The 16,507-nt window shown below is 61.9% G+C and carries 15 protein-coding genes; 8 read left to right on the plus strand and 7 right to left on the minus strand.

Features of this window, described 5'->3' with window-relative positions:
* Positions 1-5 precede the first annotated feature (5 nt).
* The gene (locus tag Sj15T_RS15565) at positions 6-551 is read right to left on the minus strand and encodes a hypothetical protein (RefSeq protein ID WP_013038979.1); all 546 of its coding nucleotides are present in this window, start codon (positions 549-551) and stop codon (positions 6-8) included.
* A gap of 444 nt (positions 552-995) precedes the next feature.
* On the opposite strand from Sj15T_RS15565, the gene Sj15T_RS15570 reads away from it, so the two are divergent.
* On the plus strand, positions 996-1,235 hold the full coding sequence (locus tag Sj15T_RS15570; RefSeq protein ID WP_013038980.1) for a hypothetical protein: 240 nt from the start codon (positions 996-998) through the stop codon (positions 1,233-1,235).
* Positions 1,235-2,347, plus strand: a complete 1,113-nt coding sequence (locus Sj15T_RS15575; RefSeq protein ID WP_013038981.1) for a DUF4238 domain-containing protein — start codon at positions 1,235-1,237, stop codon at positions 2,345-2,347. The genes Sj15T_RS15570 and Sj15T_RS15575 overlap by 1 nt, the downstream gene beginning before the upstream one ends.
* Before the next feature lie 4 nt (positions 2,348-2,351).
* On the opposite strand, the gene Sj15T_RS15580 is transcribed toward Sj15T_RS15575, so the two are convergent.
* Together Sj15T_RS15580 and Sj15T_RS15585 are read right to left on the minus strand one after the other, a co-directional pair.
* Positions 2,352-3,476, minus strand: coding sequence for a hypothetical protein (locus Sj15T_RS15580; protein ID WP_041385646.1), 1,125 nt, complete (start codon positions 3,474-3,476; stop codon positions 2,352-2,354).
* 90 nt (positions 3,477-3,566) lie between these two features.
* Complete coding sequence (locus Sj15T_RS15585; RefSeq protein ID WP_013038984.1) at positions 3,567-4,817, minus strand: HEPN domain-containing protein; 1,251 nt, start codon at positions 4,815-4,817, stop codon at positions 3,567-3,569.
* Positions 4,818-4,901: 84 nt separating this feature from the next.
* Between Sj15T_RS15585 and Sj15T_RS15590 the strand changes: the two genes are divergently transcribed.
* Positions 4,902-5,957, plus strand: a complete 1,056-nt coding sequence (locus tag Sj15T_RS15590) for a hypothetical protein (RefSeq protein ID WP_148225524.1) — start codon at positions 4,902-4,904, stop codon at positions 5,955-5,957.
* A gap of 439 nt (positions 5,958-6,396) precedes the next feature.
* Positions 6,397-6,540 (plus strand): hypothetical protein, encoded by a 144-nt coding sequence (locus Sj15T_RS15595; RefSeq protein ID WP_013038986.1) that lies wholly within the window; start codon positions 6,397-6,399, stop codon positions 6,538-6,540.
* A gap of 47 nt (positions 6,541-6,587) precedes the next feature.
* On the opposite strand, the gene Sj15T_RS15600 is transcribed toward Sj15T_RS15595, so the two are convergent.
* Positions 6,588-7,433 carry a DUF3800 domain-containing protein gene (locus Sj15T_RS15600; protein ID WP_013038987.1) on the minus strand — a complete coding sequence of 282 codons (846 nt, stop codon included), beginning with the start codon at positions 7,431-7,433 and terminating at the stop codon, positions 6,588-6,590.
* 402 nt (positions 7,434-7,835) lie between these two features.
* Here Sj15T_RS15600 and Sj15T_RS15605 point away from each other — a divergent pair, with 402 nt between their 5' ends.
* From Sj15T_RS15605 to Sj15T_RS15620, 4 genes are all read left to right on the plus strand, one after another.
* The gene (locus tag Sj15T_RS15605) at positions 7,836-8,444 is read left to right on the plus strand and encodes a MarR family transcriptional regulator (protein WP_253720676.1); all 609 of its coding nucleotides are present in this window, start codon (positions 7,836-7,838) and stop codon (positions 8,442-8,444) included.
* Positions 8,445-8,582: 138 nt separating this feature from the next.
* The gene (locus tag Sj15T_RS15610) at positions 8,583-9,203 is read left to right on the plus strand and encodes a DUF4166 domain-containing protein (protein ID WP_013038990.1); all 621 of its coding nucleotides are present in this window, start codon (positions 8,583-8,585) and stop codon (positions 9,201-9,203) included.
* Positions 9,200-10,702 carry a TIGR01777 family oxidoreductase gene (locus Sj15T_RS15615; protein ID WP_013038991.1) on the plus strand — a complete coding sequence of 501 codons (1,503 nt, stop codon included), beginning with the start codon at positions 9,200-9,202 and terminating at the stop codon, positions 10,700-10,702. The genes Sj15T_RS15610 and Sj15T_RS15615 overlap by 4 nt, the downstream gene beginning before the upstream one ends.
* Positions 10,702-11,565, plus strand: a complete 864-nt coding sequence (locus Sj15T_RS15620; protein WP_013038992.1) for an oxygenase MpaB family protein — start codon at positions 10,702-10,704, stop codon at positions 11,563-11,565. The genes Sj15T_RS15615 and Sj15T_RS15620 overlap by 1 nt, the downstream gene beginning before the upstream one ends.
* 595 nt (positions 11,566-12,160) lie before the next feature.
* On the opposite strand, the gene Sj15T_RS15625 is transcribed toward Sj15T_RS15620, so the two are convergent.
* From Sj15T_RS15625 to Sj15T_RS15635, 3 genes are read right to left on the minus strand one after another with little or no spacing between them, the layout of a single operon-like run.
* Positions 12,161-13,513 (minus strand): PepSY-associated TM helix domain-containing protein, encoded by a 1,353-nt coding sequence (locus Sj15T_RS15625; protein ID WP_013038994.1) that lies wholly within the window; start codon positions 13,511-13,513, stop codon positions 12,161-12,163.
* The gene (locus Sj15T_RS15630; RefSeq protein ID WP_013038995.1) at positions 13,510-14,088 is read right to left on the minus strand and encodes a hypothetical protein; all 579 of its coding nucleotides are present in this window, start codon (positions 14,086-14,088) and stop codon (positions 13,510-13,512) included. Before Sj15T_RS15630 ends, Sj15T_RS15625 begins: the two co-directional genes overlap by 4 nt.
* Entirely contained in the window at positions 14,088-16,265 is a 2,178-nt protein-coding gene (locus Sj15T_RS15635; protein ID WP_013038996.1) for a TonB-dependent siderophore receptor, read from the minus strand. Before Sj15T_RS15635 ends, Sj15T_RS15630 begins: the two co-directional genes overlap by 1 nt.
* Positions 16,266-16,507: the final 242 nt, after the last annotated feature.

Here is a 16,507-nt window from a genome sequence, read left to right on the forward strand (position 1 = left end):
ATCCATCACCCCTGATTTTGTTGGCGCTCGCTCCGCTCCTCGCCGAGCTGCCACAGCACGTCGATAGCCTGGAGGTATGCAACCACCAGTTCCTCCCGATCGCTGATTAGGCCGGCGGGCTCGGTCAACTGATCCCGGTTCGCCGGATCTCGATGGAATGTGCCGAACTCGACGGTCCAGGGATCGTTTTCGATGGCGTGACCGGCGATGTCGCGCACCGTATCAAACCAGTCTGACCGCTCTTTCGTCGGATCAATGCCGTGGGACAGCAGCACGGTCAGCATGCCCTTGCGCTCGCCGATGAATACCACCGGCCAAAGCAGACCCGTCATGTGCAAGTGCTCGATCATTGGGATTATTCGAGCGTCGTGATCCTCATCCCAGATGACGGCAAAGTGGTGAAATCGACCGCTGTCCCGAAAGTCGCCGTCGATGTCGCGCCACTGGATGCTGCGAAAAACCGAGTGGTGCGTGCCGCGACCAAGTTGGCCAACAGCCTCCGCCTGATCGTACAGGCACGAGAAGAGTTGCGAATATACGGGTGGCGTCATGTTCTTGCTCCTGGTCAAGGATCATCGCAGCTTCCGCCGCTGCGCCCCGGCTTTCGACCTGGGCGCAGATCCAAGCTCTACCCGAAATTGGTTCCATAGGGAAGGAGCCACGGCCTATGGTGCCTAGCTTTCTATTCGCGTTTTTCTCAGGCCGTTGACCGCGACCCAAGTTCCGGCCGGCTATCGTAGCGCGACAGCGTAGGTATAGTGCTCATCATCGGGCGTGGCCCGCCATACCGTCGCTGACCGCGTCCGCCGTCTTTTCCTGCTCTAGGGGCGCAATAGCTACGCCAGCATGGTGCGCACTATCTGACGCTCGTTCAGGCGGATGAACAGTTTGGCTGCGCCTCAAGTCTAGGCGCTGAGATGCCACGATAGCGTGTCTGGCTGCCGGCCTCATCGCGAGATAAGGACAAAGAAAGATCCAACCGCAGGGATTCGAATTTGACATACATTGACCGCCTGATCGCGAACGGAACGAATTTTCGTGTCGATCGCAAGGAGTCCTCGGCGAGCTTTCGACCGGCCGGGGACAGCGAGGCCGATGTCGATGCCTTCCAGTCGGTCGTGCGCGATCTGCGCGCGAATGAGGGCGACGGCTATAAGATCCATCTGGCGCATCCGATGAGCGATCGCGGTCACGGCCTTATCGATCTGGTTTTGGTGACGCTCACGCAAGACTGATGGCCGCCCACAAGAGTCACCACTATGTGCCGCAATTCTATATGCGGCTGTTCTCCGGTACCGCGGCCGAACGCGTGGGCGTGTTCATCATCGCCAAGGAGCGATTCATCCCCAAAGCGCCGATCAAGGGGCAAGCCTGCAAGGATTATTTCTACGGAACCGACGGGCACGCCGAGGAGACCTTCGGCGCGATCGAGAATGCCACGGCTCCCATTCTCAAATCTATCGTCGGCGGTGCGCTCCCAGCGCCAGGGAGCCCCGACTATCACGCCCTGATGCTCTACCTTGCCGTGCAGCATTCCCGCACGCTTGAGGCCGAGGCCCAGCTCGCGGAGGGCTCTGAGCACACCATGCGGGCGATGTTGCGCACGAAGTTTGAGCTGGAAGGGAATGAGGAGATGCTCGACTGGCTCGAACTCGTCCGCATCAAGCGCAACAATGCGATTGGCGAAGCAGTCATGACGGGCACGATCGGCGCGATGCTTTTGACCGATCTGGCGCTTCTGCTGGTCCAGAATGACAGCGATTTGCCCTTTATCGCCTCGGATGCACCCGTGGTAGTTCACAACCGGCTATTTGAGGCGACGCGTTCGGTCGGGACCGCCGGCTATGCCAATTTGGGCCTTCAGATCTTCCTCCCGCTCGGACCCCGTCTTCTTCTCCAGTGCTATGATCCAGCGGCCTACGCTGCGGTCGATGCTGCGGCCGGTGTCGTTCGGTTCGACGATCGCGCGACCGCGCGTCTCCTGAACGATCTTCAGTGGGAGGCAGCAGGAAAGGTGATACTGACCAGCCCAACCATGGACCAAGCCGAACTCCACAGCGCTGCCACGCGCTGGCGATTGCAACGGGGCGGTCCGCGGATGATTCACCGTCAGGAGATCGTATCGCGGACTGACACGGAAGTTCGCGTGCGCCAGGGCGTCGGCCCCAAGCCCTCGGACATTGCCCTCGATCTGCCCTTCCTTGCTCAGACCATGCCGTTTCCTCCGCCGCTCGGCCCGTATGAGGTCGCGCCGTCGCGTGACTTGGATCGCGACGCGATGGTCCGGGAGGCATGGGAGGATATGATGGATCTGGCCGACCGGATGCATCCTCCGCCACCGCGATGAGCGATCAGCCCTGGCCTTGGATCCAAGCCCGGAAGGCTTCGCGCAGTTCGGCCTCGATCCGCACAAGCTCGGCATCATAGACGCGGACGCCAGTGGGTTGCTGGGCAATTTCTTGGGCGAGCACCACCATCTGCCAAGCCGCATAGTCGTGGAAGGGATTCAGCCCGACGACATTGCCAAGGAGCAGATCGCTCGGATCAGGCGCTGTCAGGATCTGTGCGAACTTGCCGATCGCCGTGTTCAACTGCCAGTCCGATACGAACAGGATGAGGGCACACAAGGCCAGCAGCGCCGGCGGTGCGCCGTTCCAGCGATATTCGTCGGGTTTCGACCGGCGGAAATCGAGCCCGGAATTACGTCCGATGAAGGTCGCGAACTGGATGGTCAGATCATAGCTCGCCTTGAGCGCCGCTGGGTCAAACACCTCCTGACTCGCATAGCGGGCCACCAAATCCTTGGTACGCGCTTTGGTGTCCCTGAGACGTCTGCCGGATATGTAATCGAAAATTGGCCAGAACTGCTCGGTAAATGCGTGACGTGCTGCCTGCTTCCAGTCAAAATTAGGAAGTTGCGCCTGTAGAGGATGGAAGACCCATCGCTGCCATGAGGGATGCCGTAGGAGCGCGGAGAGCCAGTCGACGGCCGTCTGGTCAATCCCGATGGTGAAGCGGTTCGCCGCCTTCAGGTCGAAGAACCATTGCCGCATTCCACGGATTGCTGTCTGGTCGAAGATTCCCTGTTCGATCCCCTTACAGACGAGCTGGCCGATGAGCCGGGTTTCGATGGTCTTGGCACTCCCGAAGTCGACGAGACTTTCGGGCTGCCGCTCCTGACCATCGGCCCCGTGAAACTCGCAAAAGGGGTGGTGGGCATCCATGGCATCGTCGCCGACGAAGCGGAAATGCGCCTGTCGGGTGCCGCCGCGCGCACCGGCAGGCTTCGTTGCCCGCACAATCTGAGCGCCACCCACGCCGCAGGACGAGCAGCGCACGTCGCTCCGGATCCAGACGCGCTGCGCGTCCGAGAGCTGATCCTCGCTCGCGTCCGGCGCGTCCTGCAGGACCAGGCGAGCGAGCTGGCCAACATCAAGTTCGCGTCTGAAGTGGTTCGAAAAGGCGGTGGTAGGCATCGGGAATGACTATCGACTTTGGTGCGTCATTTGAACGCAAGAATTAGCCGTACTTCGTTCTCGCGGCCAGAGGACAGGAAAGGATCGAACTTAGGCGCCATCTTCGTCCTCCACCGGTTGCAAGGCATCTCCGCCCATCACCAGGCTAGACCAATCCGGAAAGGCGCCACGCGCGAGGATCGCATTAAAGATGCGTGTGACGAGCGCATCGGCAGCATCGAGGTCTATGGTCGATCGTGACGACAAAAAGCCGGAATGCACCGCTTGTGACCGGGCTCCATAGAGCGATTTCATTTCGGTGAAGATCGTCGCCCGGTCGGTCGGCGTCTGGCCGAGGAGCCATGCCGAGCGGCTGCCGATCTTATGGGCAATTTCGGTATTATTGTGGCTGTGATCGTGCATCAGCGCGATTTCCGCCGCCATGCCGAGGTCGAGCGCGCGATCCACCGGGTTGATCGCCAGACGCGAACGCCCCAAACGGTCTATCGCGCGCGCCATGCTGGCGCCGCCCCGGAAGGTTGCGAGATAGCCATAGGCCCGTTTGACTGCCGCACCCTCGACCGGGAATGCGACCAACGGCATCGCGGCGAACGGGCGGCCGGCCTGATTGCCGTCTCCGGCAACAAACAGGCTCGCGCGATCGGGCTGCAGCAACGAAAATGGCAGCTCGACCGGACCGATGCTGGCGAGGAGGCACGCCAGGCGCACTCGCTGGCGCACCTGATCTCGGGCCGGCGACGCTGGTGTCGTTACACTCTTGCCGGTCGGGGCGGCGGTGCGGAGTTCGAACGCGGGCTCGACCCGGTATCGATGGCGCAGCACGCTCGTCCCTGACGGCACGGGCAACATTTGGAATGGGATGCGGTGGATCAGGCCTTCGAAAGTGTCTTCCGGCTCGGCATCCAGAGTCACGCCGTCGCCCAGGTGGACGGTGGTGTCCAGTTGCACGCCGAGGATAGCGCTCAATTCGGAATAATGCCCGACATTGCCGGCGATTTCTTCGCCAAAGGCAGCAAGAATCGCCGCTGGTTCGAGCTTCTCGACCAAACGATCAATCGCCCAATCGCCGAACCGGCCATGCGCTATCGTTCCGCCGCCATCGCCAGTGAAAATCCAGCTGTCGCTATAGGCGTCGAACGGCGAGACTTGTCGAAGGGCGTCGCCAAGAGGGCGACATTTGTCGTCGCGCCACAAAGCATAGTGCTTCCCACGACGAATTTCGGCCAGTTCTCGCGCGGCTTCGTCGAGCAGTTCTATCGCTTGAGTGTGCGTCAAATCCCCTCCCGTCATAAATATGCGGTGTTTGACGAACACCGCTGCCAGCCCGTAGGCAAAGATCATCAAATCTTGCCCCGGGTGCGAACATGGTCGAACACGCGTAGTTAAACGAGCGGAATCGGTCGGCACAAGGGCTCATGCCGGCACTTGTCGGCAACGCCTGAGAAGCGGGAGGCTAGCATCACGCACAAGGCGCTCACCTGTTCGGGGTTCCCGAGCTCATTCGCTCATCTAAGTTCGGTCAAGACGATCGGGGCGAGCCGCCTCAGCCTCGCCCGTTCATTGATCGCACTCGGCCCCAGCCACCATGCGCATCATCTGAGCGGGCCATTCTGGTGGTCGCTGCGCGGGGTCGCGACCATCTATAGCCTTTTGTCATCGAACCTGAAACCGACGCTTGGGTTCGCCCATCAGACGGCCTCGCAGCGCAAGGCTGACGCGTTTCTGCTGGGCGAGGCCCTTACCCATTGGTTCGCGCAGACCCATCTTGGCGCGCATATGGTCGTGCCCCTTGAGGCCCACACGGGCTTCGTTGTCCCGCACTCGACCACCGCGCCCTATCCCAAGCCAATGCCCAAATATTTCCGGCACGGCGTTAAACCCGGCGCGAAGTCTGAGCCCGATTTTCTCGCCTTCGCAGGCCCGGGCCAAATACACGTCATCGAGAGCAAAGGCCGGGCTGGTTTCGGCCATTTTGGCGTGGCCGACCATGTGATAAACGCTGCGCGCAACAAGGCATTGCGTCAGGTATGCCGAATTGCGTCGGTCAATGGCATCCCCCCAATGACCCGCACCGCGTGCGTGTTCGCCTTCGATCAATCGGGCCTGACTGGGCAGATCACCGATCCGCCCGCAAACCGCCCGTATCATTATCGTGCGGAATGGCCGGACCTCGTTCGCCAAGCCTATGCGAGCGTGCTCGATCCGCTGTTCGAATCGTCGGCCCGTGACATCGGCGGCAACTATGTCGGCATAGAGTTTATGCCGGGCTGGAAGTTCGGCATCGACCGTCACGTCTACAAGCTCGTGCGCAGCGTTGAAGATGCTGCGACCATGGGACGACTGCTTACGTTCCTGTCCAATTTCACGTCCGAGACCGATGGCGTGAGGATCGCCGAGGAATACAGCGCCGGATCGGACGGCCTCCTGTTGATAGGAGGCCCCGATTTCTCGACGAAGGGTATGCGGGGTGCGCTGGCGTAGGCTCGCGGTCGCCAGCGCGCGCCCGTCTGCATCTCACGACGGCACTAAAGTAGCGACACAGCCGAGATATAGTGCTCATCATCATCGGGCGTGGCCCGCCATTTCGTCATACGCCGCCGCTTGCCCTCGGGTGGTACATCCGGGCCGCCGTCGCTACGCTAAGGGGCTGAACGGCGGCTTATGGTCGGGTGTTACCGAAACTCGCCGACGCGTCAGGCGCCGTGCATCATGAGACGTGTTACCTATTCCCCGCTTGCACGCTTCTCAGCCCCCGCTCCAACAATAGCTGACAGGCCTCGATTCACGGAAGCACGGCGGTCGCACGATCAACCCAGCGCTCCATGAACCCGACCTGTCGTTTGATCGCAGCGTCTGCGTGCGTTTGTAGCAGCGATGATCGAGTTTCGCCTCAACCCGGACGTACGGGAGTCTGCCAGCAATGATCAGCAAGAATGTGATCGCCAGTCTCTTTGTCGGAGTCTGTTGCGCTACTCCGGCTCCGGCGCAGGCTTCTAACACCTACAACGCCAACTTCGTGTTCCAGCAGACGCTTCCAGTCATCACCAAGGGTCGGTTCCCGTGAGACACGAGCGACGCACTGGCGAGATCACCGAGGTGATCCGCGGGTTGCTAGTCCTCGGGTGGGTAGAGCCCGGCTGCAATGACGGCATCGTTCAGTGCCTTGGCGTGACCGCCCTCCCAGATCGGAATCATTTCCCGCCAACCCTGTTTGTCGATGGAGTTCGCGCGCGGGATTTCCGAGAAGCCAGCGCTGATCTGCTCGAGCCACGCCCTATCGACGTCGGCAAAACGATTGACGCCGTAGATGACGAGCTTGTCCATCAATCCGTCGCATCCGGGCGGTAATTGGCCATCGCCCTCGCGTCGAATCAGCCAAGCCAGCAAATCCGAGGCTTGGATGGCGACCTCGTCCTTGTCGTCGGCAAAGCGAACACTGCCGCTGATCTGACCGCCCCATGATCCGCTTGAGGTCGCGATCATGTCGTTGAGCATAGGCAGTGTCTTCTTATCGAGCCCGGAATGTTGATCGAAGATGAAGTCGCACGGCTCGCTAACGCTAAGCGCCTCATGCATCCGCGCGACCCCGAATACGATCGCGTAGAACAGCAGGAAATAGGGCGTTCGCATAGGGAAGGGCGCGGCTGGCTCGATCAATTCGCGATAGTCAGTCGTGCTGACCGAGGCGTGAAAACCCCAGGGTGCATGACGGGCGACGATGTCGGCGAGCGCATGGACTTTGCGGTTTCGTTCTTTCTCGGAAAACCCCTTGAACTGGTCGCGCCGGTTCTGCGCCTCGGCCATCTTAAAATAGCCGATTGCGGGCGGCTCGGCGAGCGCACGTCGCCAATCCACTTCGAACGCCGCCCATGTCGCCTCACTTTGAATCAGTGCAGCAAGCACCAGCCGTCGGTCGCCAGTATTGGAAACAGAATCGTCGATATAAGCTCTCAGCATTGGGCTGTTTTAGCGCAGCGGTGCGGCGAGCGTTACCCAGGCCATCCTCGTTCGAGCGCAGGGCGGCTTACCAAGGATGCTGCCGTCATGGCAGCATCCTTGGTTTGCTCGTCAAAACCTGCCTGTCGGCAACCGGTCAGTTTTGAAGGGCGAAGTTCGAATTGCTGCCCTTCCGGACCTGGCGATGGAAAATTGGCGCCTGAGCGGCAAGGAAGGGTCGAAAGCGGTGATGACGCTCAAGGTAACTGAGAGTCCGCTTCTCCTTTCCCGCCTTCCATAAGCGGACAGTTCGGATCGTCGAACAAAGCCACCATTGCCGGTGCAGTTGAGCACGCTTCCGGTATGTCCACTATCAGGCATCCGGAAACCTCCTGTTAACGGTAAGGATCAGTCGGCCTTGACATGCTGGCATTATCGTTAGATATTTCTGTCATGACAGAAATATCTAACGAGTCACAAGGTCTTCCTCCCGCAGTGGAACAGTTCGTGCTGCGCTGGGGCGATATGGGCGGCCAGTGGGGCGTGAACCGGTCGGTAGCGCAGATTCATGCGCTGCTTTTCCTGTCCGACCGGCCGCTGACGGCGGAGGATATTGCCGACAAGCTGGGAATGGCTCGCTCCAACGTGTCGAATAGCCTGCGCGAACTGCTGGCCTGGAAGCTGGCCTGGCGCGTCCCCGTGCTGGGCGATCGGCGCGATCATTATGAGGCGGAAACCGATCTGTGGCAGATGGCGACGAAGGTCGCCCAAGGGCGCAAGGAGCGGGAAATCGACCCCATGGTCGCCGCGATCCGCGCCGCCATGGCACATGCCGACGATCCCCGGATCAGCCCGGCCGTCCGCCAGCGTCTTCATTCGATGCACGATTTCATGAACACGGTGGAAGGCTGGTATCAACAGATGCTGAATGTCCCCCCTGCCCAGATTATGACCCTAATCCGCATGGGATCGAAGGTTGTGGGCTTGCTCAAATTCGTCAGCGGAAAGGGTGGAAAGAAGGAGATCGAATAGGCTTTCCTTTTTGCCCAGATATTTCTCTCAATACAGAAATAACCGAATATATTGGAGGAACGGAAGATGGCTAGACCAGCGCTCCTTAGGACAGACGATAGCGTCTTTCGCCATTCATGCCCTGACCAGATATCCGACATGCGCTTTCGGGCATTGCTGGGCGCGGAGGCATGGGACAGGCTGCCGCGGGCGGTACGGAGCCGCTTCGCCAAGCGCCTGCTGCCCGGCCGTTCGGTCGGCTATGCGGGGCAGGTCATGACCTGCCGCATGCGGCCACTGGGCTGGCTGCTGGCGCAGGCGTGCCGCCTTATCGGATCGCCGCTGCCGCTTGGCCGGGACAGCGGCATGGCTGCGGTCGTCACGGTGACGGAGGATGGCGCCAGCGGCGGGCAGGTCTGGACCCGCATGTACGCCCGCCCGCGCGGCTTTCCCCAGGTGATCCACAGCGCCAAGCGGTTCGCTGGCCCCACCGGGCTGGAGGAATATTTGGGCGCGGGCTTCGGCATCGCCCTGACCGTAGAGGCGAGTGCAACTGGCATCCGCTTCCGCAGCCATCATTATTTCCTCTGCATCGGCGCCCTGCGGCTGCGCCTGCCGCGCTGGATCGCCCCTGGCGCACTCAGCATCGATCATGAGGACATGGGGGAGGGCTCGTTCGCCTTCACCCTCTCTCTCCGCCATCCCCTGCTTGGCGAGCTCATTCGCCAGGTCGGCCATTTTCACGATCAGCCCGCCTCGCAACAGGAGGTCCAGCCATGACGACCACTCTCTGGCTTTTCATCGCCCTACAAATGACGATGGGCGCATTCGACACTTTCTATCATCATGAAGGGACCGAGCGGCTCGCCTGGCGACCGGGCCAGAGCGTGGAACTGCGCCTCCACGGCATCCGCAACCTCGCCTATATGCTGGCCTTCGCCTGCTTGGGCTGGACCATCCCAAAGGGCGGTTGGGCAATTGCGCTGATCCTGCTGCTGGCGGGCGAACTGTTCATCACCCTGTGGGATTTCGTCGAGGAGGACCGCACCCGTCACCTCCCCGCGACGGAACGGATCACTCATACTTTGCTGACGCTCAATTACGGTGTCATCCTCGCCATGCTGATCCCCCGGTTGTTGGACTGGGCCGGGGAGCCAAGCGCGATCATGCCCGTTCACTATGGCATGATGAGTTGGTTCTGTGCCATTGCCGCTTTCGGCGTATTTGTGTCCGGCCTGCGTGACCTGGCGGCGGCGCGCCGTTGCCCGCGGCTGGTTCCGGCAGATCCCGCCCCGCTCGCCGCGGCCCTCGGGCATAGCAAAACTGTGCTGGTGACGGGTGGCACAGGCTTTGTCGGCAGTCGATTGGTGGAGGCGCTGGCCAGCGCCGGCCATGACGTGACCGTGCTGGCCCGCGACCGGGCCAGGGCCGCGCCCCTGCTTCAGGCCGGCCCGGTCCGCATCATCACCAGCCTTGACGCGATCTCGCCTGATACGCGCATCGACGCCATCGTCAATCTAGCGGGCGAGCCGATTTCCAACAGCCCGTGGACCCGCGCCAAGCGCCAGCGCATCGTTCGCTCGCGGATGGGCATGACGCAGAATGTCTTGCGCTTGATACAGCGGCTCCATCATCGCCCGGAGGTACTGGTGAGTGGATCGGCGATCGGTATCTACGGCCTGCGCGGCGACGAAAAACTTGACGAAAGCGATGAAGGTAAGCCCTGCTTCTCCCGCCATGTGTGTCTGAACTGGGAACGGGCCGCGCGCCGCGCTGAAGGACTTGGCGTTCGCACCGTCTATCTGCGCACGGGTTTGGTGCTGGACGCCAGCGGCGGGATGCTGGCGCGGATGCTGGCGCCTTTCGAATATGGGCTGGGAGGGCGCTTCGGCGACGGCCGGCACTGGATGAGTTGGATTCATCGCGACGACCTTGTCCGCCTGATCGTCCATTGCCTTGCCCGCCCGGAAATCAACGGCCCGGTCAACGGCACGGCACCGGTACCAGTCACCAACCGCACCTTCACCGCTGCGCTGGGCCGCGCTCTGCATCGACCCGCGATGCTGCCGGTGCCAGCTTGGCCGCTGCGCCGCCTGTTGAGTGGCTTTGCGGAGGAGTTGCTGCTGAACGGTCAGCGGGTCTTGCCTGCCGTCGCAACCCGAAGCGGTTTCAGCTTCCGCTATCCGAATCTGGACGTGGCGCTGGCCGCCATCACCGGCGGGGACAAGATGATCCTGACGGACGTGCCCGTCCGCCCGCTTGCTCTCAAGGAAGGCTGATGACCATGGCCAACGCTCTATTTCTGCCGCCGACAGAATATCTGCGGCATATGCTGGTCCGGCGGATACAGAATGTCTTCAATGACCGGGATCGTGGCGAAAGGCCGGTTGTGCGTTCCGACAACGCCCTCTATCCGCGCCAGTCTGTGATCTGGCGCGTGCATGGCGATGTGACGACGATGATGATAGGCGGCGTAACCGCCTTGCTGCTCCAGATGTTGCACCCAGCAGCACTGGCCGGCGTCTGGGACCATAGCGGCTTTCGCGGCGACATGCTGGGCCGGTTGCGGCGCACCGCCCGCTTCATCGCCGTCACCACCTTTGGCGATCGGGCCGAAGCGGAAGCGGCCATCGATCGGGTGCGTCAGGTGCATGAACGCGTGAAGGGCGTCCTTCCCGATGGCACGCCCTATGCCGCCACAGATCCACGTCTGCTCGCCTGGGTCCATGTCTGCGAAGCGATGGGTTTTCTCGACGCCTGGATCGCCTTTGCCGAACCGGGCATGAGCCGTGCGAATCAGGACCGCTATTTTAAACAGGCGGCGCAGATCGCCCGCGCACTGGGCGCTGATCCGGTGCCCGAAAGCCGCGCGGAGGCTGAAGCGCTGATGACATCGTTCCTGCCGGAGTTGAAGGCCGATACCCGCACCCGCGCCGTCGCCCGCATGATCCTGTCGCAACCGGCGCCATCCACGGCGATGAGGCCTGCCCAGTCCATGCTGATGCAGGCGTCGGTCGATATATTGCCGCCTTGGGCAAAACAGTTGCATGGCTTCCCGGCACGGCCGCTGGCGTCACCCTTAGTTCGGGCAAGTGCCTTCATCATTGCCCACACACTACGTTGGGCCTTCAACCGCAGTTGATGCCTCTACTTGCGGTTTTGGGAACGGGCGGTTGGCGCGGACACCCCTTCCTGGCGCTTTCCCCTTGGCCGGTCGCGATGCAGGGCGTCCGTCATGAGAGTTGGAAGTTTTCCTGCATCCTTTGCCGAGACTGGCCTTTGGAATCGGCTGGAATTGCGCGCCGGACGGTCAGAACCTGAGAAACAAAATTGCCCTCCGAGTGGCGAGGAAGGGTCACAGGCTTCCCCGGGGGACCACGCATAGACGAGGGCATCACCAAAAAAAATATGGTTGCGATCAGGTGCAGACTGCGGCGGAATATGGTAGGCGCGAATAGATCGAAAAAAGTTGTCAAAGAGGCGGTTTTGGGCATCGAACCTCTCCGTCATTCACTGCTGCGGGTACAAATGAGGGTATTTAGTCGAACTCGTTTTGAGGACTAAGATTTTAAAACAATTGCATAAAATCTGATTTCGAGTCCTCTTCTGGCACCATTTTCTTCCAATCCATTATGTTGGTTGGAAATCCCTGAAAATAACGGCTTTCGCCAGTCGGGTGCTACAAGCAGTCGTCCATTCAGTTCGATTCATGCAGCTCCCTGGAGACCGATCGGCATTCAAAAACCGGCGAGGGCCAGGGCCGAACCCAGGCCGCACGCCAGCACAAGCGCTCGCTTGAGCAGCTTGGCAATCTGTCCGGGCGCCGCAAAGAACCATGCGCCGACCAGTATGGCGGCAAGACCTCCCCAGAAGATCGCGACCAGCGGCAGGTCGTTGCCCAGCGTCTTGCGCAGGACAAATGCCAGGGCAAGGATCAGCGGCGCGCCCCAGACCACGGCATCCCACGCGGCGCGGATGCGCGGCGCCCCGATGCCACGCCGCTCGCGCTTGCCCAGCCAGATATAGGTGCCCGTCGCGCAGATGGCCGTGAGCGCCATGCCAAGGATGAAATAGGCCATCTTGACCGGCAGGCCGCCGAAATTGCCGAAATGCAGATTATAGTTGGAGGCGGCCATCTGCCGGCCTGCGGGACCGTCGGAGATGCCGGCTCTGCCGATGACGCGACCGGCCGCGTCGAAATTATAATATTCGCCGAACACCAGCCTGCGTTCGAAGGTGCCGACGATCTGAACATGCTGCCCGGCGGTCAGAGGGTCGTGCAGCGTCACATAGGTGAGGCGTCGGCCGGGATAATGTGCGGCCATATAGTCGAGCGCCGCCGCGATATTGGGCGCTGGCGCCGCCTTGGTATCGGGCTTGCCCTCGGGGCCGAAGATGGACGCATAGACTGCCTCCATATCGCCCTTGTAGCCCGTTGCGCCAATGCCATAGGCGGTGAGGTCTGCCGTGCCGATGAGCGCGCCGGTGAGCGAGATGGCGAGGATGAAGGGCAGCGTCCAGACGCTCATCCGGTTGTGCCAGTCGGCAAGGCCAAGGCCCCCCTTGTCGCGGGCGCGCAGGCGGAAAGCGTCGCGGAAGATGCGGGGATGGGCGATCACGCCGGAGAGCGAGAGCGTCAGCATCATGACGCCCAGAATGCCGACCAGGATGAAGCCGAACAGGCCCGGAATGTTGAGCATATAGTGGAGCTGGGCGAGGAAGTCGGACCAGGCGATCTCCTCCTTGCCCGCGATCTTGCCGGTCCTGTCGATATGCACGGCCTGCGTGTCGGTGGTGATGACCGTGCGCGGCAGCCCTTCCACGGGAAGGTGGACATAGAGATGGGTGGCAAGCGGCTTGCCTTTCTCGCGAGCGAGCACCGCCTCGATGCCGCGTTGCACCGCCTGCGGATCGATCGACGCCATTTCCGGCGCCCTGGGCTGCTCAATGCGCTGAAACTCCTGGTAGAAGACAGCGAGCGTGCCGGAGAGGCTGACGATATAGAGCAGCGCGCCGGCGAGCAGGCCGATGGCGGCATGCGCCGAAAGAGCGCGCTTCACTGTCGAGCTTTCAGGGGCGATGGTCGTCATGCGGACAATCCAAATATCAGAGCCAGCGCCCCCGGCACGGCCAAGATGCCGAGCGTCGCCCATTGGCGGATGCGGCGCTCCTCTATCAGGAGCGCATAGGCGAGGATCGACCAGGCAAGCGGCGTCACGAAGAAGCCCGTCACGACGGAATTGGCCTCGGCCGCGCCGGTCAGCGCCATGAGGCCATAGGCGGCGATGCCAAGCCCTGTCGAGACGATCATCGCCAAGATGACGACGATCAGGAAGGTCATCAGCCGCCGCCGGAGATGGAGCGGCTCGCCGCGTTCGGGCAGCATGCCGACACGCCTGTTCGAGGCCTTGGCACTGCCGGCGGCGGGCGACGTGATGGCGGCATGGCTGAGGATCAGCAGCGCCGCGCTCATGCCGACAAGCGACGCGACCGAGACGCCCCAGGCGCCCGCTCCCCACCAGCCGGTGACGACGCCGAGCAGGAACAAGCCCCAGCCCGCGGCATTCCACAGGCTGGAGCGCCGGTGCAGGGACCATGCATGGCGCAGCGCGGCACTCCCGCATGCCGCGCTGACGCCTGCGAGGATCAGAAGCGTGTCAGCCATCAGAAGCGATAGGTCGCGCCGACCGTGAAGTTCCGCGGGGCGCCATAGCGATATTGGCTATAGAAGCCGACTTGGCTGAAATAGGTCTTGTCGAGCAGGTTCTCGACATTGGCCTGGATTTCGACCTGGTCGGTGATGTTGTAGCGCGCCATCACGCTCACCAGCGTATAGGCGCCCTGCGTGAACCGGAAGGGCGCAAGCGTGACCGGGTTGGCGCCGGTCGAATAAGCCACGCCGCGATAGTTGACGCCGCCGCCAAGCGTCAGGTCGCGGCCGAGCACCGGAAAGCTGTAGGTGGTGAAGACCTTGAGCAATTTGCGCGGCTGGTCCGTGTTCGCCGGAGCGCCATTGCTGTAGTCCGCCCAGAACCGGCTATAGCTTGCGTTGACGTTCCAGCCGGGCAGCAGCTGGCCGGTCGCTTCAAGTTCGACGCCCTTGCTGGTGATGCCCTCGGCCGCGACATAGGTCTGCTGCGGCAGGCCGCCGCCGGGCGGCGTGACCATGATATCGGGCTGGCCGACATTGTCTTGCTTGATCTGGAACAGCGCGATGGAAGTCTGGAACTTGTCGCCGAAGAAGCTGCTCTTCACGCCGATCTCGAAGGCATTGCCGTTCAGCGGGTCGAGTTGCCGCAGGTTGCGGTCGAGCAGGTTCTGCGGCTGGAAGATCCTGGTATAGCTTGCATAGAGGCGGTGGTTCGGCGCCACGTCCAGCAAGGCGCCGACATAGGGAATGAACACATCGTCATTGCCATAGTCGCTGGGACCGCTCCAGGCGAAGCCGGTCTGATGCCAGCTCGCCAGACGGCCGCCGACGACGGCCTTGAACGGATCGGCGATATTCAGGCGGACCGCGGCATAATAGCCGGTCTGTTTGATGCGCTCCTGCTCGTTGCGGACGGGCGTGGTGCCCCAGACCGGCTCTGGGAAGGGCACGCCGACCTCACCCACGAGCGGAACATTGTTCGCCCAGTCGTTCAATCCTGCGCCCCAGGCCGGGTTGTTCCGAGTGTAGGGCGCCACAAAATTGTCGGTATGGCGATTGAGGATGCTGTGCAGCGCCCCCAGCACGACTTCATGATCGCGGCCGAACAGCGAGACCTCGCCCTTGAGCTGCCCGTCGAAGCTCTCCTGGACGCTTTCGCCGGTCGACTTGTAGGGATTGGAGGAATCGATCGTCCCCGTCGCCTTGTTCACATTGCCGTAGAGATACAGAAGTTGCGTGTCGCCGCTATTCTTCAGGCGATTGTAATTGACGGTCAGGCTCCAGCGCTCCCCGAACGCCTGGCGCACGGTCGCAAAGATATTCTGGTTGGTCGTGTTCCAATAGGTCCAGTCCGCCGCCGTGGTCTGCGAGCGGGGCAGAAATGTCGTCGTGCCGTCGCTGTAGAAGGTCGGCAGAGCGCCCCAGGTCGCGCCGCTCGGCTTAGTGTCCTGATGGGAGATGCCCACACGGACAAGCGTGGAATCGGTCACATCGGCTTCGACGACGCCGTAGAGCACCCACTTCTTCCTGTCCTGGATGTCGATATAGCTCTTCCCCCGCTCGTAGCGGCCGACGACGCGGGCGCGGACGCGGCCGTCCGGGGTGAGCGCGCCGCCCAGGTCGGCCGATAGGCGCCAGCTGTCCCAACTGCCGACGCCCGCATTGAGATAGCCCTTGAAGTCCGCGAAATCGGCATGCTTGCGGACGAGGTTGACCGACGCGGACGGATCGCCCGCGCCCGAGAGGAAGCCGGTCGCGCCGCGCACGATCTCGACCCGCTCGTAGATCGACACGTCGGCGCTCGTCTCGCCATTGGCGCCGGCCAGCGTCCAGGCCGCCGGCACGCCGTCGATCTGCGTATTGCGGATTTCGAAGCCGCGCGCATAGAAGCTGTTGCGCACGTCATCGACTTCGTTGACCGCCACGCCGACCCCGTTCTGGATCACGTCCTTCACGGTGATCAGGTTCTGGTCGAGGATGCGCTGGGCGGTCATGACGCTGACCGACTGCGGCGTCTCTCGCAGGGCGAGGCCAAGGCCGGTCGCCGTATCGATGCTATGATCGAGCGTGTAGGTGCCCGTGACGACGATGGCGCCCTGGTCATCGCTGCCCGGCGCAGCCTCCTGGGCCTGCGCGGCTGCGCAAAAGCTCATGGCGACGCTGCCCAGCAGCAACGACTTGATCGACTTCAACGGAATACCCTTTCGTCTGTTTGTCTCTTTCGGAGGGCTGCCGCGTGATGATCCTGTCAGCACATGCGCAGGCGACCGAGTTCGAACGATCGGCTCTCTAAAATAAACGCGAATAACTCGCAATAGCATTTTACGGTTGGATGCGGCGTCTGTTGAACCCGCAGCCTGCCGCCGCGCTTCTCCGCTCGACGATGAACCCATCCAGTTCATCTGCGTTACTGATGAGCAACAATCCTCCCGGA

Source organism: Sphingobium sp. TA15 (assembly GCF_037101235.1).
Taxonomy (GTDB): domain Bacteria; phylum Pseudomonadota; class Alphaproteobacteria; order Sphingomonadales; family Sphingomonadaceae; genus Sphingobium; species Sphingobium indicum.

Coding starts and splice junctions, on each gene's coding strand:
- Sj15T_RS15610 (WP_013038990.1), top strand. CDS start 8,583: ATGCGCTTTCGGGCATTGCTGGGCGCGGAGGCATGGGACAGGCTGCCG.
- Sj15T_RS15580 (WP_041385646.1), bottom strand. CDS start 3,476: ATGCCTACCACCGCCTTTTCGAACCACTTCAGACGCGAACTTGATGTT.
- Sj15T_RS15615 (WP_013038991.1), top strand. CDS start 9,200: ATGACGACCACTCTCTGGCTTTTCATCGCCCTACAAATGACGATGGGC.
- Sj15T_RS15620 (WP_013038992.1), top strand. CDS start 10,702: ATGACCATGGCCAACGCTCTATTTCTGCCGCCGACAGAATATCTGCGG.
- Sj15T_RS15575 (WP_013038981.1), top strand. CDS start 1,235: ATGGCCGCCCACAAGAGTCACCACTATGTGCCGCAATTCTATATGCGG.
- Sj15T_RS15625 (WP_013038994.1), bottom strand. CDS start 13,513: ATGACGACCATCGCCCCTGAAAGCTCGACAGTGAAGCGCGCTCTTTCG.
- Sj15T_RS15595 (WP_013038986.1), top strand. CDS start 6,397: ATGATCAGCAAGAATGTGATCGCCAGTCTCTTTGTCGGAGTCTGTTGC.
- Sj15T_RS15630 (WP_013038995.1), bottom strand. CDS start 14,088: ATGGCTGACACGCTTCTGATCCTCGCAGGCGTCAGCGCGGCATGCGGG.
- Sj15T_RS15585 (WP_013038984.1), bottom strand. CDS start 4,817: ATGATCTTTGCCTACGGGCTGGCAGCGGTGTTCGTCAAACACCGCATA.
- Sj15T_RS15565 (WP_013038979.1), bottom strand. CDS start 551: ATGACGCCACCCGTATATTCGCAACTCTTCTCGTGCCTGTACGATCAG.
- Sj15T_RS15605 (WP_253720676.1), top strand. CDS start 7,836: ATGCTGGCATTATCGTTAGATATTTCTGTCATGACAGAAATATCTAAC.
- Sj15T_RS15600 (WP_013038987.1), bottom strand. CDS start 7,433: ATGCTGAGAGCTTATATCGACGATTCTGTTTCCAATACTGGCGACCGA.